The sequence below is a fragment of the Rhodoferax sp. genome (assembly GCF_025354435.1).
Taxonomy (GTDB): Bacteria; Pseudomonadota; Gammaproteobacteria; order Burkholderiales; family Burkholderiaceae_C; genus Rhodoferax_B.
This window is the reverse complement of record NZ_JANXMU010000037.1, coordinates 20,207-39,968: the sequence shown is the minus strand read 5'-3', so window position 1 is coordinate 39,968 and position 19,762 is coordinate 20,207. Positions and strand designations below refer to the sequence as shown.

General features: G+C 64.9%; 18 protein-coding genes and 1 pseudogene. 7 read left to right on the top strand and 12 right to left on the bottom strand.

Annotation, left to right across the window (positions count from 1 at the left end):
* The first annotated feature begins 196 nt into the window (after positions 1 to 196).
* Positions 197 to 826: a flavin reductase family protein gene (locus Q0T48_RS09720; RefSeq protein ID WP_295955677.1), complete on the top strand. Its 630-nt coding sequence runs from the start codon at positions 197 to 199 to the stop codon at positions 824 to 826.
* A gap of 66 nt (positions 827 to 892) precedes the next feature.
* On the opposite strand, the gene Q0T48_RS09715 is transcribed toward Q0T48_RS09720, so the two are convergent.
* Positions 893 to 1,801: a LysR family transcriptional regulator gene (locus Q0T48_RS09715; protein ID WP_295955675.1), complete on the bottom strand. Its 909-nt coding sequence runs from the start codon at positions 1,799 to 1,801 to the stop codon at positions 893 to 895.
* Positions 1,802 to 1,905: 104 nt separating this feature from the next.
* On the opposite strand from Q0T48_RS09715, the pseudogene Q0T48_RS09710 reads away from it, so the two are divergent.
* A pseudogene (locus Q0T48_RS09710) lies at positions 1,906 to 2,783 on the top strand (aldo/keto reductase family oxidoreductase).
* 76 nt (positions 2,784 to 2,859) lie between these two features.
* Here the strand turns inward: Q0T48_RS09710 and Q0T48_RS09705 are convergent.
* Entirely contained in the window at positions 2,860 to 3,465 is a 606-nt protein-coding gene (locus Q0T48_RS09705; protein ID WP_295955674.1) for a hypothetical protein, read from the bottom strand.
* A gap of 64 nt (positions 3,466 to 3,529) precedes the next feature.
* Positions 3,530 to 4,243: a YebC/PmpR family DNA-binding transcriptional regulator gene (locus Q0T48_RS09700; RefSeq protein ID WP_295955672.1), complete on the bottom strand. Its 714-nt coding sequence runs from the start codon at positions 4,241 to 4,243 to the stop codon at positions 3,530 to 3,532.
* 155 nt (positions 4,244 to 4,398) lie between these two features.
* Here Q0T48_RS09700 and Q0T48_RS09695 point away from each other — a divergent pair, with 155 nt between their 5' ends.
* Positions 4,399 to 4,866 (top strand): CYTH domain-containing protein, encoded by a 468-nt coding sequence (locus tag Q0T48_RS09695; RefSeq protein ID WP_295955669.1) that lies wholly within the window; start codon positions 4,399 to 4,401, stop codon positions 4,864 to 4,866.
* Between the two features lies 1 nt (position 4,867).
* Here the strand turns inward: Q0T48_RS09695 and Q0T48_RS09690 are convergent, their stop codons facing one another.
* The gene (locus tag Q0T48_RS09690; protein ID WP_295955666.1) at positions 4,868 to 6,040 is read right to left on the bottom strand and encodes an MFS transporter; all 1,173 of its coding nucleotides are present in this window, start codon (positions 6,038 to 6,040) and stop codon (positions 4,868 to 4,870) included.
* Positions 6,041 to 6,233: 193 nt separating this feature from the next.
* Here Q0T48_RS09690 and Q0T48_RS09685 point away from each other — a divergent pair, with 193 nt between their 5' ends.
* The 3 genes from Q0T48_RS09685 to Q0T48_RS09675 are packed head-to-tail and all read left to right on the top strand — an operon-like array spanning position 6,234 to position 8,792.
* A complete protein-coding gene (locus Q0T48_RS09685) occupies positions 6,234 to 7,184 on the top strand; it encodes a diacylglycerol kinase family protein (protein ID WP_295955664.1) in 951 nt (316 codons plus the stop codon).
* Positions 7,181 to 7,984: a metallophosphoesterase family protein gene (locus Q0T48_RS09680; RefSeq protein WP_295955661.1), complete on the top strand. Its 804-nt coding sequence runs from the start codon at positions 7,181 to 7,183 to the stop codon at positions 7,982 to 7,984. Before Q0T48_RS09685 ends, Q0T48_RS09680 begins: the two co-directional genes overlap by 4 nt.
* Positions 7,974 to 8,792: a phosphatase PAP2 family protein gene (locus Q0T48_RS09675; RefSeq protein WP_295955658.1), complete on the top strand. Its 819-nt coding sequence runs from the start codon at positions 7,974 to 7,976 to the stop codon at positions 8,790 to 8,792. Before Q0T48_RS09680 ends, Q0T48_RS09675 begins: the two co-directional genes overlap by 11 nt.
* A 54-nt stretch (positions 8,793 to 8,846) precedes the next feature.
* Here Q0T48_RS09675 and rbsD read toward each other — a convergent pair whose 3' ends face one another.
* From rbsD to Q0T48_RS09650, 5 genes are read right to left on the bottom strand one after another with little or no spacing between them, the layout of a single operon-like run.
* Complete coding sequence (gene rbsD / locus Q0T48_RS09670; protein ID WP_295955656.1) at positions 8,847 to 9,251, bottom strand: D-ribose pyranase; 405 nt, start codon at positions 9,249 to 9,251, stop codon at positions 8,847 to 8,849.
* Positions 9,252 to 9,256: 5 nt separating this feature from the next.
* The gene (locus tag Q0T48_RS09665) at positions 9,257 to 10,249 is read right to left on the bottom strand and encodes a substrate-binding domain-containing protein (RefSeq protein ID WP_295955652.1); all 993 of its coding nucleotides are present in this window, start codon (positions 10,247 to 10,249) and stop codon (positions 9,257 to 9,259) included.
* 4 nt (positions 10,250 to 10,253) lie between these two features.
* The gene (locus tag Q0T48_RS09660) at positions 10,254 to 11,216 is read right to left on the bottom strand and encodes an ABC transporter permease (RefSeq protein WP_295955650.1); all 963 of its coding nucleotides are present in this window, start codon (positions 11,214 to 11,216) and stop codon (positions 10,254 to 10,256) included.
* Positions 11,217 to 11,231: 15 nt separating this feature from the next.
* Positions 11,232 to 12,764 carry a sugar ABC transporter ATP-binding protein gene (locus tag Q0T48_RS09655; protein ID WP_295955647.1) on the bottom strand — a complete coding sequence of 511 codons (1,533 nt, stop codon included), beginning with the start codon at positions 12,762 to 12,764 and terminating at the stop codon, positions 11,232 to 11,234.
* 55 nt (positions 12,765 to 12,819) lie between these two features.
* Positions 12,820 to 13,773 carry a sugar ABC transporter substrate-binding protein gene (locus Q0T48_RS09650; RefSeq protein WP_295955645.1) on the bottom strand — a complete coding sequence of 318 codons (954 nt, stop codon included), beginning with the start codon at positions 13,771 to 13,773 and terminating at the stop codon, positions 12,820 to 12,822.
* Positions 13,774 to 14,107: 334 nt separating this feature from the next.
* Between Q0T48_RS09650 and Q0T48_RS09645 the strand changes: the two genes are divergently transcribed.
* Positions 14,108 to 15,706 carry a methyl-accepting chemotaxis protein gene (locus Q0T48_RS09645; RefSeq protein ID WP_295955641.1) on the top strand — a complete coding sequence of 533 codons (1,599 nt, stop codon included), beginning with the start codon at positions 14,108 to 14,110 and terminating at the stop codon, positions 15,704 to 15,706.
* Between the two features lie 145 nt (positions 15,707 to 15,851).
* Here Q0T48_RS09645 and Q0T48_RS09640 read toward each other — a convergent pair whose 3' ends face one another.
* The 3 genes from Q0T48_RS09640 to Q0T48_RS09630 all read right to left on the bottom strand — a co-directional run bounded on the left by Q0T48_RS09640 (position 15,852) and on the right by Q0T48_RS09630 (position 19,758).
* Positions 15,852 to 17,327 (bottom strand): diguanylate cyclase, encoded by a 1,476-nt coding sequence (locus Q0T48_RS09640; RefSeq protein WP_295955639.1) that lies wholly within the window; start codon positions 17,325 to 17,327, stop codon positions 15,852 to 15,854.
* Positions 17,328 to 17,426: 99 nt separating this feature from the next.
* Positions 17,427 to 18,620: an MFS transporter gene (locus tag Q0T48_RS09635; protein WP_295955635.1), complete on the bottom strand. Its 1,194-nt coding sequence runs from the start codon at positions 18,618 to 18,620 to the stop codon at positions 17,427 to 17,429.
* Positions 18,621 to 18,678: 58 nt separating this feature from the next.
* Positions 18,679 to 19,758 (bottom strand): ABC transporter ATP-binding protein, encoded by a 1,080-nt coding sequence (locus Q0T48_RS09630; protein ID WP_295955633.1) that lies wholly within the window; start codon positions 19,756 to 19,758, stop codon positions 18,679 to 18,681.
* Positions 19,759 to 19,762 lie beyond the last annotated feature (4 nt).

Genomic DNA, 19,762 nt, shown 5'->3' with positions numbered 1-19,762 from the left:
CGAGCGTGTATCGCGCTCTCGCCGTCTTCGTCATTTCCGTTCTCCTTGCGTGAATTTAAACACTCAGCAAGGGATACGTTTTTCGAGGGCAAGGTCAGCACTGCAACATTTTGTCTACCGCTGTCCATGACTTCCTGCGATTTCTTATCGCCTGCTTTCAACCCCCGCAGGCATAGCTATTGCATGCCACCTCCCTATGAACGTCGACTTCGCTACCCTCACCGAATACCAACGCTACAAAATGATGGCCAGCCTGATCGTGCCGCGGCCGATTGCGTTGGTGACCACCTTGAGCGAGGGCGGGGTGGTTAACGCCGCACCCTTCAGCATGTTTGCCATGATGGGCGAGGAGCCACCCATCGTGATGATCAGCCTGAACCGCCTCCAAGACGGCCAGCTCAAGGACACGGCGGCCAACATCAAGCGCAGCAAAGAGTTTGTGGTGCACATGTGCGACGAAGACCTGGCCGAGCAAATGCACCGCTGTGGTGAACGCCTGCCGCCCGACCAGAGCGAGCTGGAGGCCGTGGGCCTGACGACCGCGCCGTCTTGCGCCATTGCCCCGCCGCGCATTGCCGAGGCCCCGGTGGCGTTTGAGTGCACGCTGTGGGAGCTGATAGAAACCGACAGCCGCCAGATCTTCATCGGCAAAGTGGTCTGGATGCATGCGCGCGACGAGCTCATCGACACCGACACCTGGCGCGTGCGCCTGCAGCACTACCACCCGGTGGGTCGCTTTGGTGCCAGCTTTTACGTCAAAACCCGCGAGCGCTACGCGTTGGAGGCGCAGGCTCTGGAGCGTTCCACGCCGATTGATGAAATGTAAGCATTTTAGGCCTCTAGCGTATATTCCACCTACACAAGTAGCTATTTTTTAAATAGCAAATCGCCGTCATTGCCAGGGCGGCATGGCCTTGACGAAATCCACAAAGGCCCGCAGCGTGGCGGGCAGCAGGCGGCGGCCGGGGTAGTAAAGAAAGGGCCCTGAAAAGCGCGGCCACCAGGGTTCGAGCACAGGCTCCAGCTCCCCTCGTGCAAAGTAAGGCCGCAGCCAGTCTTCGAACAAATAGACGATGCCGGTGCCTGCCACGGCCACATCCACCGCCAGGTCGGCGGTTGCACCGATGCGCACCAGCAGCGGGCCGGTGGGCTGGATCTTGACGCTTTCGCCCTGGCTTTCAAACTCCCAGGCGGGTATGGCGCCGCTGGAGAACTGGCCGCGCAGGCAGGCGTGGTCCAGCAGCTCGCGCGGGTGCTGGGGGCGGCCGTGCTGCTCCAGGTAGACGCGCGAGGCGGCGGCGGCAAAGCGTTGCTGGCGCGGGCCGATGGGGATGGCGATCATGTCCTGTTCCAGGCGCTCGTCGTAGCGTATGCCGGCGTCGCAGCCCACCGCCAGCACATCGACAAAGCTGTCTTCGGCCACCACTTCAAGGCGGATGTCCGGGTAGGCCGCCAGAAAGGCCGGCACGATGTGGGGCAGCACCAAGCGCGAGGCGCTGACGGGCACATTCAGCCGCAGCGTGCCCGCAGGCTTGTCGCGAAAACTGTTTACCAGGTCCAGGGCCGCATCGACTTCCCGCAGCGCGGGTTCCAGCCGGTCCAGCAGGCGCGCACCGGCTTCGGTGGGGGCCACGCTGCGTGTGGTGCGGTTCAGCAGGCGCACGCCAAGCTGGTTTTCCAGGCGACGCACGGCTTCGCTCAGGCTGGATGCGCTGCTGCCCGTGGCGCGGCCCGCTTCGCGAAAACCGGCGGCGCGGGCGACGGCCAGAAATGCGTGGATGTCGGCGAGGTTGCTGACCATGGTGGATTGTTCGGTTTTCCGCACAGCCCGTGCGGAGTGAGATGGATTGTCGCACGCTCAATGGCCGCCTACAGTCGCTCCATCAACCATCCAAGGAAGCTTTTATGACCACCACCCGCACCGCCGCAGCCGGCACCTACCCCCTTGGCGACCGCAGTGTGCAGCGCCTCGGCTATGGGGCCATGCAACTGGCGGGCAAGGGCGTTTTCGGCCCGCCCAAAGACTCGCAAGCCGCGCTCGCCGTGTTGCGCGCTGCCATCGATGCGGCATCAACCACATCGACACCAGCGACTTCTACGGGCCGCACATCACCAACCAGCTGATCCGGCAGGCGCTGCATCCGTACCCGCACAACCTGGCGCTGGTCACCAAGATCGGTGCCTTGCGCGGCGCGGACGCCTCGTGGATGCCGGCGTTTTCGGCGGCCGAGCTGCGCACCGCGGTGCACGACAACCTGCGCAACCTCGGCCTGGATGTGCTGGAGGTTGTGAATCTGCGCCTCATGTTCGATGTGCACGGGCCTGCCGAGGGTTCGCTGGAAGCCCCGCTGACGGCGCTGGCCGAGCTGCAGCAGCAGGGGCTGGTGCGCCACATCGGCCTGAGCAATGCCACGCGCCAGCAGATCGTCGAGGGCCGCCGCATCGCCCGCATCGTCTGCGTGCAAAACCAGTACAACCTGGCGCAGCGCGGTGATGACGCTCTGATCGACGAACTGGCCGCCGCAGGCATCGCCTACGTGCCTTTCTTTCCGCTGGGCGGCTTTTCGCCTTTGCAGTCGGACGTGCTGACCCGCGTGGCGGGCGAGCTGGGTGCCACGCCCATGCAGGTGGCGCAGGCCTGGCTGCTGCAGCGCGCGCCCAACATCCTGCTGATCCCGGGCACCTCGTCACTGGCGCATTTGCAGGAGAACCTGGCTGCCGCGCATCTGGTGCTGCCCGCCCAGGCACTGGCGGCGCTGGAGACCATCGGCGCGGCGGCTTGATTTGTCTATTTCCTCAAAGGTTTTAGGCCTCTAGTGCTTATTCCACCAGCACAAGTAGCTACTCTTTAGGTAGCAATCAGGCATCCACCAGGCTGCAATACGCCTTGCGGGTTTCGGGCGACACCGCGGCCACCAGCTGGGCGTAGGTGGTTTGGTGGCGGGCCATCATGCGGGCCGAGGCCACGGTTTTGGACTTGCAGAACCAGTGGCAAGTGTGCTGCATCAAAAACAGCTCGGCCGACATGGTGAAAGCCTTGTCTTTGGCCGAGGTGGTGGTGGCCGTGTCCGCCGCACGGGCGATGCCCTGGGCGTGGATGGCGAAGACCTTGCGCAGGTCGAAGGTGGCGCTGGGGAACAGCGTGTCGGCATAGGGCAGGGCGATGGCGATTTTGCTGACGCGGGTCTGCTCGGTACCGGCTTTGGCAAATTCGCTGGCAAAGCGCTTGAACTGCTCGGCCAACTGGGCTTCGCTGGTGTTCAGCAGGGCCCAGATTTGCTCTTGCCGGGCCAGGTCTTTTTCGCCCAGCGCCCGCAGGTAGCCCTGGGTGACGGTCTCCATCAGCTTTTCGATCTGGTACTGGCTAAGGTGGCTGCCCAGCGTGGCAATGCGCTGGCGCTGGTCGCGCGAGGTCAGCGCGTAGCTGCCGATGGCGATCAAGATCGCCAGGATGAGAAAGTCCATGGAGCGGTGTTGAGAGGTAAGGGCAAGCCTGCGCGCAGGCTAGAAAAATGGGGCAGAAGGGGTTTTAGCCGCCCAGACCTGCGTAGATGTTTTGCACGTCGTCGTTGCCATCAATCGCGGCCAGGAAGGCTTCGACTTCTTCCAATTGCTCGGCGCTCAGGCTGGCGGGGTCCACCGGGTTCTTGGCCTTATAGCCCAGCTTGGCCGACAACACGGTGAAGCCGTGGGTGGGCAGGGCGCGGCTGACCAGGTCCAGGTCGGCCGGGTCGGTCAGGAAGGTGGTGCTGCCGTCTTCCTCGCCGGGTTCAAAGTCTTGCGCACCGGCTTCGATGGCGGCCAGCTCGGGGTCTGCGCCCTTGGCCGCGGGTTCGGCTTCGATCATGCCAACGTGGTCAAAGTCCCAGGCCACCGAGCCGGAGGTGCCCAGCTGGCCTTTGCGGAACAGCACGCGCATCTCGGGCGCGGTGCGGTTGACGTTGTCGGTCAGGCACTCGACCATCAGCGGTACGCGGTGCGGGGCAAAGCCCTCGTAAATCACGTGCTCGAAGTTGACGGCTTCGCCGGTCAGGCCCGCGCCTTTTTTGATGGCCCGGTCCAGCGTTTCCTTGGGCATGGAGACCTTGCGGGCCTGCTCCACCAGCAGCCGCAGCCGGGCGTTGGCGGCAGGGTCGGCCCCGCTGCGTGCGGCGATCATGATGTCTTTGGACAATTTGCCAAATACGCGGCCCCTGGCGTTGGCTGCCAACTCTTTACCTTTTGCTTTCCACTGCGCGCCCATGGTGCGATTCCTTCTATATGGTCTTTGGCTCACCACCTAGGGTGATGAATTGCGGGGCTTGGTTATAACACCGTGCGGCGGGTGGAGTCCGGGCAGCCATTTGGGAGAATGGCCCGCACCCCGGCAACCCGCCCATCTACCTTCTGGAGACCCCCTTGGCCACTGAAATCGAACGCAAGTTTCTCGTCACCGGCGATGCCTGGCGCCAAGGCCCCGGCACCCTGCTCAGCCAGGGCTACCTGAACCGCGACAAGCAGCGCACCGTGCGCGTGCGTATTGCGGGCGAGCAGGCTTTTTTGACCATCAAGGGGGCGAACCAGGGCGCGACGCGGGCCGAGTTTGAATACCCGATTCCGCTGGCCGATGCGGCGCAAATGTTGGCGCTGTGCGATGGGCCCACCGTTGAGAAAATCCGCCGTGTAGTGCTGTTTGGGGGATTCGCCTGGGAAGTGGACGAATTTTTAGGCCAGAACGCCGGTCTGGTGGTGGCCGAGATCGAACTAACGTCCGAAGACAAGGTGTTTGCCCGGCCCGCGTGGGTGGGCCTGGAGGTGACGGACGATGCGCGTTACTACAACTCCCGCTTGGCGACGCATCCGTACTGTGATTGGCAAGCTCCCTGATTTAGGCTCCGACCATCGCTCCGCGCGCCGATTCACCCCGGTCCAGCCGCGCGCTGTACAGCGTCAAGGCTAGCGCGCCCAGCGTCACCCCGGCGGCCAGCAGCGGCAGGGTGCGCAGCGACCAGCCCGCGGCAATCGCGCTGCCGCCCAGCCAGGCACCCAGGGCGTTGCCGAGGTTGAAGGCACCGATGTTCAGCGTGGAAGCCAGGCTAGGCGCATCCCCGGCCTGGGACACCACCCGCACCTGCAAGGGCGCGCCGGTGGCGAACGACACCACGCCCCACAGCACCAGGGTGGCCACGGCTGGCCAGACCCACTGGCTGGTGACCGAGAACGTCACCAGCACCACGGCAATGGCTGCAAAGATGCACATCAGCGACGGCATTAGCCGCCAGTCGGCCAGCCGCCCGCCCAGCAGGTTGCCAATGGTCAGGCCCACGCCGCACAGCAGCAGCACGTAGCTGACGTTCTGCGGGGCGATGCCAGTTACATCGCGCAGGATGGGCGTGATGTAGGTGAACATGGTGAACATGCTGGCCGATGCCAACATGCTCATGCCCAGCGCCAGCCACACCTGCTTGTGGCGCAGCACGCGGAACTCGCCCAAAGCGCTGCCGCTCAGTGTCTGGCGCAGTGCGGGCACCCAGCGCAGCACGGCAGCCATGGCCAGCACGCCGATTACCGACACCGCCCAGAAGGTAGAGCGCCAGCCGGTCTGCTGCCCCAGCAGCGTACCCAGCGGCACGCCCAGCACATTGGCCAATGTCAGGCCCGCAAACATCATCGACATAGCTTGGGCGCGCTTCTCCGGTGCGACCACCTGGGTGGCCACCACCGCGCCAATGCCGAAGAAGGCCGCGTGGCAGAACGAGGTCAGCACCCGCGCCACCATCAGCCAACCGTAGCTGGGGGCCAGCGCGCAGCCGATATTGCCCAGGATGAACAAGGCCATCAGCCAGGCCAGCGTGGTTTTGCGCGGCATCTTGGCCGTGGCCACGGCCAGCACCGGGCCGCCCACCGCCACGCCCAGCGCGTAGGCGGAGACCAGCATGCCCGCCGCGGGAATGGTCACGCCCAGGTCGGTGGCGACTTCGGGCAGCAAGCCCATGATGACGAATTCGGTAGTGCCAATGCCAAAAGCGGCAACGGCCAGGGCCAGCAGGGGGAGGTTCATAACAATAACGGGGGGCTGGGCCGCAGAGCGCGGCGGGGATGAAAGTACGGGTAAGTCCTAGGATTCTAGGGGTATTGGCTATTTCGTGCAGGCACCGAATTTTGTAAGGTTTTTAGACCTCTAGCGCAATAACCATATGCACAGACAGCTATTTATTTTGTAGTGTTGGGCAGGGGCTGCTAGCATGCGGGCTATGACGCAATGCCCCGACCTGGACCCCGCCGCACCGCTTATTTTTATCATCAACGCCGCCTCGGGCCGCAGCGATGCCGATGCCAAGCGGGCGGTGATCGACCAAGCCCTGCAAGCCGCCGGGCGCACCGGCGAGCTGTGCTTTACCCGCCCTGCCGATCTGCCCCGCGTGGCCCGCGAAGCCGCGGCCACCGCCCTGGCCACCCGCTCGGCGGTGGTGGCGGTAGGCGGCGACGGCACCATCAACGCCGTGTCCCAGGCCGCGCACGCCGCGGGCTGTGCCATGGGCGTGGTGCCGCTGGGCACCTTTAACTACTTTGCCCGCACCCACGGCATTTCCACCGAGCCCGCGCAAGCCGCGCAGATGCTGATGCAGGCCGTGCCCACGCCGGTACAGGTGGGCACGGTGAACGGCCACGTGTTTCTGGTCAACGCCAGCCTGGGCCTGTACCCGGTGCTGCTGGAAGACCGCGAAACCTACAAGGCCCGCTTTGGCCGCAGCCGCTGGGTGGCCCTGGGCGCGGCTCTGATGACGCTGCTGCGCGGCCACCGCCAGTTGCACCTGCACATCGACCAGGGCGGCGTGGTGCGCAATGTGCGCACGCCCACCCTGTTTGTGGGCAACAACCGGCTGCAGCTGGAGCAGGTGGGTGTGAACCTGAGCGAGCACCCGGCGCGCCCGTTGGACGATGGCCAGATCGCCGCCGTGATGCTCAAACCCATCGGCACCCTGGCCATGGTGGGCCTGATGCTGCACGGGGCGATGGGCACGCTGGGCGAGGCCGGCAACGTGGACAGTTTTGCTTTCTCGCGCATGGTGGTGCAGCCGCGCCGCCGCAAGATCAAGGTGGCGTTTGACGGCGAAGTCACCCGCATGCGCACCCCGCTGGAGTTCCGCGTGGCCGCGCAGCCTTTGTACCTGCTGAAATCCGCCGAGGGCAGCCGCGCATGACGGTGCTGCTGCAGATATCCGACCCGCATTTCGGTACCGAGCAGGCCCCGGTGGTCGAGGCTCTGGCCGCCTTGGCGCGGCAGCAGCAGCCGGATTTGCTGGTGCTGTCGGGCGACATCACCCAGCGCGCGCGTCCGGCCCAGTTCCGCGCGGCGCGGGCCTTTATGGACCGGCTGGGCGGGCCGCTGCTGGCGATTCCCGGCAACCACGACATCCCGCTGCTCAACCTGTGGGCGCGCTGGCAACACCCTTACGCCCGGCATTGCGCGGCCTTCGGGGCCGATCTGGAGCCGGTGTTCCGCTCTGCCGATCTGTTGGCCATCGGCGTGAAAACCACCCGGGCCTACCGGCATGAAAACGGCGAGCTGTCGCCCGCGCAGATCGACCGCGTCGCCACGCTGCTGGCCGGGGCTACCGCGGCGCAGTTACGCGTGGTGGTGGTCCACCAGCCGATCGCGGTGCAGCGGGCCGAGGACGTAAAAAATCTGCTGCGTGGCCATGCCGATGCACAGCGCGTCTGGGCGCGCGCCGGGGCCGACCTGGTGATGGGCGGGCACATCCACCTGCCGTTTGTGCTGCCATTGCCGGGCCTGGCGCGGCCCCTGTGGGCGGTGCAGGCGGGCACGGCGGTGTCGCGCCGGGTGCGCGCGGGCGCGCCGAACTCGGTGAACCTGCTGCGCTGGCAGGCCGCCGACCGGCGTTGCGACGTAGAGCAGTGGGATTTCGCTGCCGACGCAGGCGCTTTTGTCTGTGCCCAAGTCACCTCTCTGCAGGTGCACCGGGGGCTGTATGCCGTTTGATGCAGAGTCCTGGGCAGCTTGGGCGGGGCAGCATGCGTTGCCGATATTTGGCGGGCTGCTGGTGGTGTTGCTGCTGTCCACCGGGGTGGCCTGGTGGGGGCTGCGGCGCATGCATGTGCCGCGCGAGCACAGCAGCCTGTCGCCCCCGCTGTACCTGGGCGTGCGGCTGGCGGCGGGCTTCGCGGTGATCGTGGCCGCGGCCTGGGTGTTTGCCGAGCTGGCCGAAAAGCTGGGCACCGATGGAACCATGGGCCGGGCCGACCAGGCGCTGGCCGACAGCCTGCGCACCCAGCTGCCGCTTGCCGCGCTGCAGGGGTTTGCGCTGCTGACGCGTCTGGCCGACACCGCCACCGTCACCGGCCTGTGCATCCTGGTCGCGGTGCTGTTGGTGTGGCGTGGCCGCCGCTGGCTGGCACTGGGCTGGGTGCTGGCCGTGGCAGGCAACGGCGTGCTCAACACCACGCTGAAGCAGATTTTTGCGCGGGTGCGGCCGGTGCACGACGACGGGCTGGTAGTGGCCCACGGCTTCAGTTTCCCCAGCGGCCACAGTTCGGGCTCGGTGGTGCTGTACGGCATGCTGGCCTATGTGCTGTGCCGCTTTGTGCCGCCACGCTGGCATTTTCCGCTAGTGCTGGCCGCGGTGGCGCTGGCGTTTTCGGTGGGCGTGAGCCGGGTGTTTTTACGCGTGCACTTTGCCAGCGATGTGCTGGCGGGGTTTGCGTCTGGCACGGCCTGGTTGGTGGTTTGTATCACCAGCATCGGGCTGACGCGCTGGATGTACCCCCAACCCGGAATTTATAAAAAATAGGCCTCTAGCGCATATGCTGTCTACGGTAGTAGCTACTTATTTAATAGCAATGGCTTAAAACGCCACCCCGGCCACCAGGATGATGTTGGCGTAGGGCGTGCACTCGCCGGTGCGCACCATGGCGCGGGCCTGGCCGCAAAGCTTTTTGAATTCGGCATGGTTGACGGTGGCGGGTTGGGTGGCGAGCTGGTCGGCGCACCAGGCGGGCAGTTGGCGGTCGTCGCCCACCAGGGCTTCGGTGGCGATGATGCTGGACTCCACCTGTAGCTCGGTCAAAACTGCTTGCAACACGGTACGCAGGTCGGGCGTGCCAGGGCAGACGGCCAGGTCGATGCGCTGTGGCGCGCCGGGGCCCACGGGGATGGGCAGGCCCGCGTCGCCCAGCACCAGCATGTCGCCATGGCCCATGCTGGCAATGACCTGGGAGAGTTCGGCGTGGAGCAAAGAGGTGCGTTTCATGGTGTCTATGGTGGTGAGGTGGATGCGCGCACGACCAGCTCGGGCTGCAGCAGCATTTGTTTGGCATCTAGCCGCCCGCCCTGGATGCGTTCGAGCAGCATGTCCACCGCCAGCTGGCCAATGCGCTGCTTGGGTTGCACGATGGTGGTCAGCGGCGGGCTGGTGAAGCGGGCCAGTTCGATGTCGTCAAAGCCGATAACCGACAGGTCTTGCGGGATGCGCAGCCCGGCCTCGTGCGCGGCGCTGAGCGCGCCTATGCCCATCAGGTCGTTGCACACAAACACCGCGCTGGGCCGGTGGCCCGATTGCAAAATTTCCTGCATGGCGTTGAAGCCGCCCTGGCTGCTGAAGTCGCTGTGCCAGAGCAGGTCGTCTGCCAGGGCCGCCGCCGCCAGGGCGTTGCGCCAGCCCTGGATACGCTGGGCGCTGGGGCTCAGGTCGGCCGGGCCGCCGATGCAGGCGATGCGCCGGTGGCCCAACGCCACTAGGTGCTCGGTGGCCATCTGGCCGCCTTGCAGGTGGGCGGTTTCCACCAGGTCGCAGTGCACATGGGTGACCTCGCGGTCGAGCAGCACGGTGGGGGTGGTCAGGCCCTGCAGCAGGTCGTGCAGGTCGCTGGCTTCGCCGGTGGAGATGATGATCAGGCCGTCCACCCGCTTTTCGGCCAGCACCTGCAGGTAAACGCTTTGGCGGCGTGGCTCGTCGTCGGTGTTGCACAAAATCAGCGTGTAGCCGCTGGCAAAGCAATGGTCTTCCACGCTGCGCACGATCTCGGCGAAGTAGGGGTTGGAACAGTTGGGGATCAGCATCCCCAGGGTTTTGGTGGTGTTGCTCTTCAGGCTGCGGGCCACCGCGCTGGGCACGTAGTCGAGGGCGCGGATGGCGGCTTCTACGTCGGTACGCGCCTTGTCGCTGACGAAGCGCGTGCGGTTGACCACGTGCGACACCGTGGAGATCGACACATTGGCATGGCGGGCGACATCTTTGATGGAGGCCATTGTGTTAGTGGGCCAGCGCGCGGCGTTGGCGCACGGTGTCGATGATCACCGCCACCACGATCACGCAGCCAGTGATGATGCGTTTGCTCGGGTCGCTCACGCCGATCTGGGCCAGGCCCGCTTCCAGCACGGCGATGATTAGCACGCCAAAGAAGGTGTTGATGACCGAGCCGCGCCCGCCCATCAGGCTGGTGCCGCCAATCACCACCGCCGCAATTACCTGCAGCTCAATGCCGGTGCCCGCGTTCGGGTCGGCGGCTTCCAGGCGGGCGGATTGCATCAGACCCGCAAAACCCGCCAGCAGACCGGTGGCGGCAAACACCGCGATGCGGATCGGGCTGGGGTTGATGCCCGCCAGGCGCATGGCCTCCTCGTTGGTGCCGATGCCGACCACGTAGCGGCCAAACACGGTCTTGGTCAGCACCAGCTGGCCCACCACCACCAGAGCCACGGCGATGAAGAAGGCCGACGACACGCCGCCCACCCAGGGCGCAGCCAGGCCGGAGATGGCATCGCCCACGTACTGGGTGCGCGAGTCGGTCACCACATAGGCCCCGCCGCGCACGGCTTCCAGCATGCCCAGCGAGACGATGAAGGACGGCAGCCGCCACATCACCGCAATGCCGCCGGTGATGGCTCCGCACAGCAGTCCCACCAACAGGCCCAGCACCGCCGCGGGCAGCACGCCCCAGTGCCAGAGCAGGATGGCGTTGGCCGTGGCCGCCGCCGACAGGGCCAGCACCGAGCCCACCGACAAATCAATGCCCGCGATGATCAGCACAAAGGTCATGCCCACCGCCATCACCAGCAGGGCCGGGATTTCGTTGGCAATCGCGACAAAGGTCTCGCCGCTGAAGAAGTATTCGCTCAGGCTGCTGAATAGCATGACCATGCCGACCAGCACGGCGCTCAGGCCCAGGTAGGTGCCGAGCTGGCTGCTGGTGGGGGATTTTGGGGGTGTAGACATAGGTAAAAAAAAGGTTTAACCGTGGGTGCCGTTGAGCACCGCGGTATCGGTAAAGGCAGCGGCCAGCAAAGATTTTTCGGTCCACTCGCCGCGCTCGAACACCGTGACCAGGCGGCCATGGGCCATCACGCCGATGCGGTCGCACATCTGCATCAGCTCGCGCAGGTCGCTGGAGACCATCAGCAGGGCCTTGCCCGCCTGGGCCATTTTCTCCAATTCGGCGTAGATGTCGGCGCGCGCGCCCACGTCTACGCCGCGGGTGGGTTCGTCCAGCAGCAGCACGTTGCATTCGCGGTGCAGCCAGCGGGCGAACACCACTTTTTGCTGGTTGCCGCCGCTGAGCGTGCCCACCGCCTGCTCGGGGCTGTTGCAGCGTATCGACAGGCGCTGCACCATGTCTTGGGCAATGGTGTTTTCGCGGGCCACGTCCAGCCAGCCCGCGTGGGACACCGCGCCCACGTCGCTCAGTGTGGTGTTGATGCGGATGGGCTGGGCCAGCAGCAGGCCCTGGGATTTGCGGTCTTCGGTGACCAGGCCGATCCCAGCGGCAATCGCCTGGATGGGCGAGCGCCAGCCTGGGTGCGACTGTCCCTGGATGGTGATCTCGCCCGTGTCGGCGCGGTCGGCCCCAAACAGCAGGCGCAGCAGCTCGGTGCGGCCACTGCCCACCAGCCCGGCGATGCCAAAGACTTCACCGGCATGGACTTCCAGGTCCACGCCTTGTACGGCCTTGCCGCGGCCCAGGTTTTTGGCGCTCAGTAGCAGCTTGCCGCGCGGGCGGCGCGGGCGGTGCATGTCCTGGTCGACCGCGTGACCGACCATCAGCTGCACGATGTCGGGCTCGGTCACGCTGTGCATGGGGCAGACCTGCACCAGGCGGCCATCGCGCAGCACGGCCAGGGTGTCGGCAATTTGCACCAGCTCTTCCAGCCGGTGCGATACGTAAATGATGGCCACGCCCTGGGCCTTGAGCAGCGCAATCTGGTCGAACAGATGCTGCGTCTCGCGCGGTGTGAGCATGGCGGTGGGCTCGTCCAGGATCAGCACGCGGGTGTTGTCCTGCAGGTTGCGGGCAATTTCCACCATCTGCTGCTGGCCGATGCCCAGCTGCGACACGGGCGTGCGCGGGTCAATGTCCTGGATGCCCATTTTGGCCAGTTGCTGGGCGGCGCGGGTGTGGAGTTGCGCGTGGTCGATCCAATGGGCGCGCCAACGGCCCCGGTGGGGAATGGCGCCGAGCAGCAGGTTTTCGGCCACGGTGAGGGTGGGCACCAGGCTCAGCTCCTGCATCACCATGCGCACGCCCTGGGCCTCGGCTTCGCGGCGGGCGGCGGGTGCAAAGGGTTGGTCGCCCAGCAGCATGCTGCCTAGGCTGGTGCGCTCCAGGCCGGAGATGATTTTGGACAGCGTGCTTTTGCCCGCGCCGTTTTCGCCCGTCAGCGCCAGCACTTCGCCGGGGCGCAGCGACAGGGACACGCCGTGCAGCACGGTGTTGCTGGCGTAGGTTTTGCTGACCGACTGGATGGTGAGGACGGGGGAGGGGGTCATAGGATTCACGATGGGGAGTGGCGCAGACGGATGCCTGCGCCACGGGGGGCCGAGCTTACTTGGTGTCTTTTGTCACCAGCACCACGTCGGTCTGGATCGCGGCGGGCATTTCGGCTTGCTTCTTCTTCTCGGCCAGCGCCTTGAGCGCGATCTCGATGCCGAACACGGCTTGCTTGGCACCGAACTGGTCGGCGGTGGCCAGCATGCGGCCGTCTTTCAGCATGGGTTTCACGGCGGTGATGTTGTCGTAGCCGACGACCTGCACCTGACCGGTTTTGCCCGCAGCCTTGACGGCGGCTACCGCGCCCAGGGCCATGTTGTCGTTACCGGCCAGCAGGGCCTTGAGGTCGGGGTGTTCGCGCAGCATGCCGGATGCCACGGTGTTGCCCTTGTCGATTTCCCAGTTGCCCGACTGCACGCTGACCACGGTGGCACCGGCGGCCTTCATCGCGTCCTGGTAGCCCAGGGTGCGCTGCTGCGCATTGAAGGTGGTGGACACGCCTTCGATGATGCCGACCTTGTCACCCGCCTTCAGGCTCTTGGCCAGAAAGTCGCCGACCAGCTTGGCACCGGCGCGGTTGTCGGGGCCGGCAAACGGGATCTGGATGGCCTTTTCTTTTTGCGCATCGGCATCGAGCTGGTTGTCGATATTGACCACCAGAATGCCCTTGTCGATGGCGGTCTTCAGCACCGGCACCAGGGCCTTGGAGTCGGCCGGGGCGATGACGATGGCATCGGCCTTCTGGGCAATCATCTGCTCGACCATGCGGATCTGGGCCGCGGTGTCGGTTTCGTTCTTGATGCCGTTGGACACCAGGGTGTACTTGGCGGCGTTGGCCTTGTTGTGGGCCTTGGCACCGTCTTCCATGGTGCGGAAGAACTCGTTGGCCAGCGACTTCATCACCAGGGCTACCTTGGGCTTGTCGGCGGCAAAGCTGGGGCCAGCGAACAGCCCGGCCAGGATGCTCAGGGCGAGGGTGGTTTGGACGGTACGGCGGGTGAATTTCATGGGTTTGTCTCCAGGGCGTTGTGAAAGTTACAGCGGGCGGGCGAGGGCGGCGGGGCCGGTCCGAGCGGGCTTCTGTGGCGCGGATAATAACTTGGCAAACGTTTGCGCAAACGTTTTCTATCTACAGACAAACCCGCAAGAACAGGTAAAGACAGCCGCAACGCCCCCTGTTTTGGGCGCAAGGAGGCAAGTTTTTCCGCGCGTCAGCGGCTGTACCGAGATGGTTTCGAAAGAAATAGCTGTTGATATGCACCGCAGCGTGGCAGCATGCAGAAACACGTTTTGTAAACGACGTGTAACTTTGACTACAAACCATCTCAATGAGGTTGACAGAATGCAATTGTTCCAAAACATGAAAATCGGTTTGCGGCTGGCGACCGGGTTTTCCATCGTTATCGGCCTGCTCATCGCCATGGCGGCGGTGGGCATCAGCCGCATCAACGCGGTGGACGAGAACACCGAAACCATCCTGCACGACCGCTACCACAAAGTGGCGTTGGCGCAGAAAATTGAAAACGAGGTCAACCGCCAATCCAGAGCGTTGCGCACCGCCCTGATTGCGAGCGACGCACCGGTGGTGCAAGGCGAACTGGCCAAGGTAGAGGACTCTGCTGTCGTGATCGGCAAGGCGTTAGAAGAGTTGCAAACCATCGTGCACACCGACAAAGGCAAGGCTGCACTAAGTGCCATGCTGGAGGCGCGGGCCAACTTCAAGAAACACGAGCAAGAGCTGGTCGCGTTGGTCAAGGCCGAGAAGATTGATGAAGGACGGATCTATCTGGTCAAGGAGATGCTGCAGCCGCAAAACGCCTACCTGTCGGCGATCGAAAGTTTTGTAAAAACCCAGACCGACGGCATGGAAGAGTTTGGTTCGCAGGCCGCTTCCATGGCCCACGGTGCCAATGTGCTGATGGTGGTGCTGACCGCCTGCGCTACGCTGCTGGCCGCGGGCCTGGCCTATGGTCTGACCCAATCCATCACGCGGCCGATCCGCCAGGCGGTGCATGTGGCCCAGACGGTGGCTTCGGGTGATTTGACATCTGCGATCCACGTGGTGTCGGCCGACGAAACCGGTCAGCTGCTGGCCGCACTGCAGGCTATGCAGGCAAGCCTGTTCCAGGTGGTCGGGCGGGTACGGCTGGGGTCCGAGAGCGTGTCCAACGCCAGCGTGGAAATTGAAGGCGGTAACCACGATCTGTCGGGCCGCACCGAGCAGCAGGCTAGCGCGCTGGAACAGGCTGCGGCCTCGATGGAAGAGCTGAGTTCCACCGTCAAGCTCAACGCGGACAACGCCCGCCACGCCAACCAACTGGCGCTGAATGCCTCCAGCGTGGCCTCCCGTGGCGGCGAGGTGGTGAACCAGGTGGTGGACACCATGCGGGGCATCAACGACAGTTCCAAGAAGATATCCGACATCATCAGCGTCATCGACGGCATTGCATTCCAGACCAATATCCTGGCGCTGAACGCTGCAGTGGAAGCCGCCCGCGCAGGCGAACAAGGCCGCGGCTTTGCGGTGGTGGCCAGCGAGGTGCGCAGCTTGGCCAGTCGCAGCGCCCAGGCGGCGAAAGAGATCAAGGCGTTGATTGGCACCAGCGTGGAGCGGGTAGACCAAGGCACGGCGCTGGTGGACCAGGCCGGTACCACCATGGCCGAGGTGGTTCGGTCGATCAAGCAGGTGACCGAGATCATGGGCCAGATCAGCGCGGCCAGCTCCGAGCAGGCCACCGGCGTGGCGCAGGTGGGCGAAGCGGTGATCCACATGGACCAGGCCACGCAGCAGAATGCCGCACTGGTCGAGCAAATGGCCGCCGCTGCCAGCAGCCTGAAAGGCCAGGCCCTGGCCCTGGTGGACTCGGTGGCCGTGTTCAAGCTGGGCACGCAAATTCCGACCTTCCTGGATGCTGTGCCAAAGCGGCAACTGATCCGTTAGCTGGATTTGAATGAAATCGGCCTCCAGCGTAGAAGGTATATACGCTGGTAGCTATTGATTTAGTAGTATTTGGCGATGGAGACGCACGCGGTATCGCGGCAACAAAGTCCCTCAGCGCGCCGCCGCCCGCATACAGACAAGGTGCCTAGGCTGCGGACGATGCCTGCAGCACGGTCTGGTTGCGCCCCCGCGCCTTGGCCTGGTACAGCGCCTGGTCGGCTTGCTGCACCAGCAGGTCGGTGGTTTCGCCCACGGTGGGCACGTGCAGGGCCACGCCCAGGCTGGCGGTGACCATGCCGAAGGGCGATGCCGCGTGTGGCAAGGCCAGGGTGGCCAGGGCCTGGCGGGCGGTTTCGGCGATGTGCAGGGCTTCGGCGGCATCGCGCACCGGGGCCAGCAGTACAAATTCTTCGCCACCGTAGCGGGCCACCAGATCGCCGGTGCGGTGCAAATGCGCGGCCAGCATGCGGGCGATGTGGCGCAGGCAGTCGTCGCCCGCCAGGTGGCCGTAGTGGTCGTTGTAGGCTTTGAAAAAGTCCACGTCCAGCATCACCAGCGCCAGCGGCTGGCCGCTGCGGGCGGCGCGGCTCCATTCGCTGGCCAGCACTTCGTCGAAGCGGCGGCGGTTGGCAATGCCGGTCAGGCCGTCGGTGGCGCTCAGGGCGGCCAGCAGGGTGTTGGTGGCTTCCAGTGCCTGGGTGCGTTCGCGCACTTTGTCTTCCAGCCCGCGTTCGTGGGTTTTCAGTTCGGTCAGCAAAATGGCGAAACCGATGCCGATGGTGCACAGCGTGAAGATGAACTCTTGCGCCCGCACGATTTCCAGGTGCACATCGACTGCCCCGAACGGCTGGTGGCCGGTGGTCAACACCCAGGCGGTGGCCAGGGAAATCAGCGCCACGGCCAGTGCCGTCCAGCGCACGCCAAAGCGCACGGCCAGGTACAACACGGGCGGTAGCAGCAGGTCGGGTGTCACCGATACGCCGCCGATTTCGCCCCGGTGGATGCTGAAGACCAGCCCGGCCAGTGCCAAGCCCAGCAACACGACGGTGCCGTCGAGCAGGGTAAAGCGGATGGGGGCTGACAGCACCGGCCCAGAGAAGCTGAGCAGCAGCGGCGTGTAGATCAGCAGCCCCAGCGCATCGCCAAACCACCATAACCGCACCAGCGTCAGGTACGGCGTGGTGGTGCTGGCATCCAGTTGCAGCAGTACGGCCGATGCCAGCAGGCTGGCCAGCAGCGCGGCTGCGATAGGCCCGGCGGCGATGAATTTACCGAAGTCCCGAAACCGCTGCAGCCCCAGTGACGCATGCATACGCCGCATCAGCCAGTAGGCGAACACCACCTCGGCCAGGTTGACCAGGCTCAGCAACACCGCGCCCCAGGGTGAAAAAGCCGACAAACTGGCCAGCACGTCCGAGCTGTAGGTCAGCGCCGCCATGGCCCAGCCACGCTGGCCCTGGTAGCGCATCAAGGCGGCCAGTAGCACGGCATTGGGCAGCCAGACCACGACCTCGGTTTCAGGGGTGACGGCGCAAAGGAGGGTGAGCTTGACGCTGGCGAAATGCAGCAGCGGCAGCAGCAGGTAAATCCACCAGGGCGGGCGGTCTTGTCCGTTGGACAAGTGGAGTGGTGTCAGGGTGGCGTTCACCCGCCTATCGTATAAGACTCTGGTTTTTTAAGGAATTCAGGCCTCTAGCGCATACGCTACCTACGCTAGTAGCTATGTTTTTTGTAGTGCTGGCATGGCCGGTTGCCAGATCCGCCGCAGTGCGGGCACCAGCGCCAGATACACCGCGCCAAACAGCACAAAGCCCAGGGTCAGCACCTGGCTTTCAAACTGGCTGTTGAGCAGCAAGAACAGGCCCACGCCCACCATGCGGCCAATGCCCAGGGGGATTTCGCGCACCACGATGTAGTCCAGCTTGTGCTGGTCGTAGTCGGGGGCGGATTCGATGGCCGCGTAGCTCCAGGCCATTTCGCAGGTGGTGATGGTGTTCATGCCGATGGCGCTGGCAATGCCATAAACCACCAGCATGCCGGGCTGTTGCACCAGCGCCAGCCCCACGGAGGCAGCGCACACCAGCAGCGCCCCCAGGGTGTAGATGCGCAGCCGGTGCCGGGCCTGGCTGCGCGCGGCCAAGGCCACGCTGGACACCAGGCCCACCAGCGCCACCATGGCGCTGTAGGCTCCCAGGGCAAACTCGTCCTGCAGGATCGAGAAGGCCATGATGGTGACCAGAAAGCTGGTGTAGGTGCCCTGCACCGTGGCCATGGCGGTACTGACCCAGAACATGCCGCGCCAGGTGCGCTGCTTGTTGCGCCACGCGCCCAGCAGGTTGGACTGGCGTGCCAGCGGCTGGCCGGTGATGCGGGTCGACCACCAGGTCGCCACCGCAAACGTCAGCAGCGACAGGCCAAACACGGCGCTGTAGCCAGGGGCACCCGCAATGTGCTGGATCAACCAACCCGCCAGCAGCGGAGCCACGATGGCGGCGCTGCTGGTCATGTAGTTGGCGGCGTACAAGAAACGGTCGCGCTGCGCGTCCTGGGCGTTTTCCAGAAACTGCATGTGCTGGCCAATGACGAAGAAGCTGACCGCCAGGCCCAGCATGCCGCCAATCAGCACCACGTGCTGGGCGCAGTCTTCCTGCAGCCACAAGATCACCGCGTAGGCCAGCATGAACAGCACCAGCCCGACCCGCGAACTGGCCATGGGCGAGGTGCGCCGCGCGTGCAGGCTGCACAGCGGAAAGCTCAGCAGAATAGCGGCCGACTGGCTCAGGCTGTAGCTGGCCTGGGTGAGTAGCGAACGGTCGATGTTCCAGATGTAGAGGTTGACGAAGATGTTGGACAGGCCCACAGCAAAGGCTTGCAACATCATCAAAATCAAAAAACGGCGGGCGTTGAGGGTCATCGCAATGGCGGTGCAAACGGATAAGTATGCCCGCCGCTGGGCGGGCGGGGGCTGGCCGCTACAGCCGCTGTCCGTTCTCGCCAAACAGCGAGATGCGCCGCGCATCGCACTGCACACCCAGGGTGTGGCCGCGCTGGTGCGGAGTGTGGCTCTCGGCAATGACCGACATCGCCGTGCCACCCAAATCCAGCCACAGCACCACCATGGACCCCATGGGTTCGGCCAGGGTGACGGTGGCATGACCCAAGGCGGTCTGGCCCTGCGGCACCAGGTCGACGTGCTCGGGGCGGATACCCAGCACGGCTTTCTGGCCCATGTGCGGCGGCTCGGCGAAGGGGTAGGCGGCCACGTTCACGGTAAGACCGGGTGCGTGCCACACCAGTTGACCGTTGTCGGAGGCAATCACGCCGTCAAAGAAGTTCATGGTGGGCGAGCCCAAAAAGCCGGCCACGAAGCGGTTTACTGGCCGGTCGTAGACCTCGGCGGGCGTGCCGATTTGCTGGATCTTGCCGTCCAGCATCACCGCGATGCGGCTGGCCAGGGTCATGGCCTCGGTCTGGTCGTGGGTCACGTAGACCATGGTCTTGCCGATGTCGTGGTGCAGTTGCTTGAGTTCGCGGCGCAGCTCGTTGCGCAGCTTGGCATCCAGGTTGGACAAGGGTTCGTCAAACAGGTACACCCCGGCATCGCGCACCAGGGCCCGGCCAATCGCCACCCGCTGGCGCTGCCCGCCGGACAGCTGCGAGGGCTTGCGCTGCAGCAGCGGCCCCAGGTGCAGCATGGCGGCGGCGCGCTCCACGCGGCGGGTGATTTCGTCCTTGGGGATGCCGGTGATGCGCGGGCCGAAGGACATATTGCGCTCCACCGTCATGGTGGGGTAGAGCGCATAGCTTTGGAACACCATGCCGATTGACCGGTCCTTGGGGTCGGCCCAGGTGACATCGGTGCCGCCGATGGCAATCACACCGTCATGCACGTCGATCAGCCCGGCAATGCTGTGCAGCAGGGTGGATTTGCCGCAGCCCGAGGGGCCCAGCAGCACCAGAAATTCGCCATCGACCACTTCCAGGTCCATGTTTTGCAAGATGTCCACATTGCCCAGGCGGATGTGGAGTTGTTGGATCGAAACGCTTGCCATAGTG

What these genes read in the sequence shown, in the direction of transcription:
- Q0T48_RS09630 (WP_295955633.1), bottom strand. Translation starts at nt 19,758, where the DNA reads ATGGCAAGCGTTTCGATCCAACAACTCCACATCCGCCTGGGCAATGTG.
- Q0T48_RS09720 (WP_295955677.1), top strand. Translation starts at nt 197, where the DNA reads ATGAACGTCGACTTCGCTACCCTCACCGAATACCAACGCTACAAAATG.
- Q0T48_RS09685 (WP_295955664.1), top strand. Translation starts at nt 6,234, where the DNA reads ATGACGCAATGCCCCGACCTGGACCCCGCCGCACCGCTTATTTTTATC.
- Q0T48_RS09690 (WP_295955666.1), bottom strand. Translation starts at nt 6,040, where the DNA reads ATGAACCTCCCCCTGCTGGCCCTGGCCGTTGCCGCTTTTGGCATTGGC.
- Q0T48_RS09655 (WP_295955647.1), bottom strand. Translation starts at nt 12,764, where the DNA reads ATGACCCCCTCCCCCGTCCTCACCATCCAGTCGGTCAGCAAAACCTAC.
- Q0T48_RS09715 (WP_295955675.1), bottom strand. Translation starts at nt 1,801, where the DNA reads ATGGTCAGCAACCTCGCCGACATCCACGCATTTCTGGCCGTCGCCCGC.
- Q0T48_RS09635 (WP_295955635.1), bottom strand. Translation starts at nt 18,620, where the DNA reads ATGACCCTCAACGCCCGCCGTTTTTTGATTTTGATGATGTTGCAAGCC.
- Q0T48_RS09665 (WP_295955652.1), bottom strand. Translation starts at nt 10,249, where the DNA reads ATGGCCTCCATCAAAGATGTCGCCCGCCATGCCAATGTGTCGATCTCC.
- Q0T48_RS09675 (WP_295955658.1), top strand. Translation starts at nt 7,974, where the DNA reads ATGCCGTTTGATGCAGAGTCCTGGGCAGCTTGGGCGGGGCAGCATGCG.
- rbsD (WP_295955656.1), bottom strand. Translation starts at nt 9,251, where the DNA reads ATGAAACGCACCTCTTTGCTCCACGCCGAACTCTCCCAGGTCATTGCC.
- Q0T48_RS09660 (WP_295955650.1), bottom strand. Translation starts at nt 11,216, where the DNA reads ATGTCTACACCCCCAAAATCCCCCACCAGCAGCCAGCTCGGCACCTAC.
- Q0T48_RS09680 (WP_295955661.1), top strand. Translation starts at nt 7,181, where the DNA reads ATGACGGTGCTGCTGCAGATATCCGACCCGCATTTCGGTACCGAGCAG.
- Q0T48_RS09705 (WP_295955674.1), bottom strand. Translation starts at nt 3,465, where the DNA reads ATGGACTTTCTCATCCTGGCGATCTTGATCGCCATCGGCAGCTACGCG.
- Q0T48_RS09700 (WP_295955672.1), bottom strand. Translation starts at nt 4,243, where the DNA reads ATGGGCGCGCAGTGGAAAGCAAAAGGTAAAGAGTTGGCAGCCAACGCC.
- Q0T48_RS09645 (WP_295955641.1), top strand. Translation starts at nt 14,108, where the DNA reads ATGCAATTGTTCCAAAACATGAAAATCGGTTTGCGGCTGGCGACCGGG.
- Q0T48_RS09650 (WP_295955645.1), bottom strand. Translation starts at nt 13,773, where the DNA reads ATGAAATTCACCCGCCGTACCGTCCAAACCACCCTCGCCCTGAGCATC.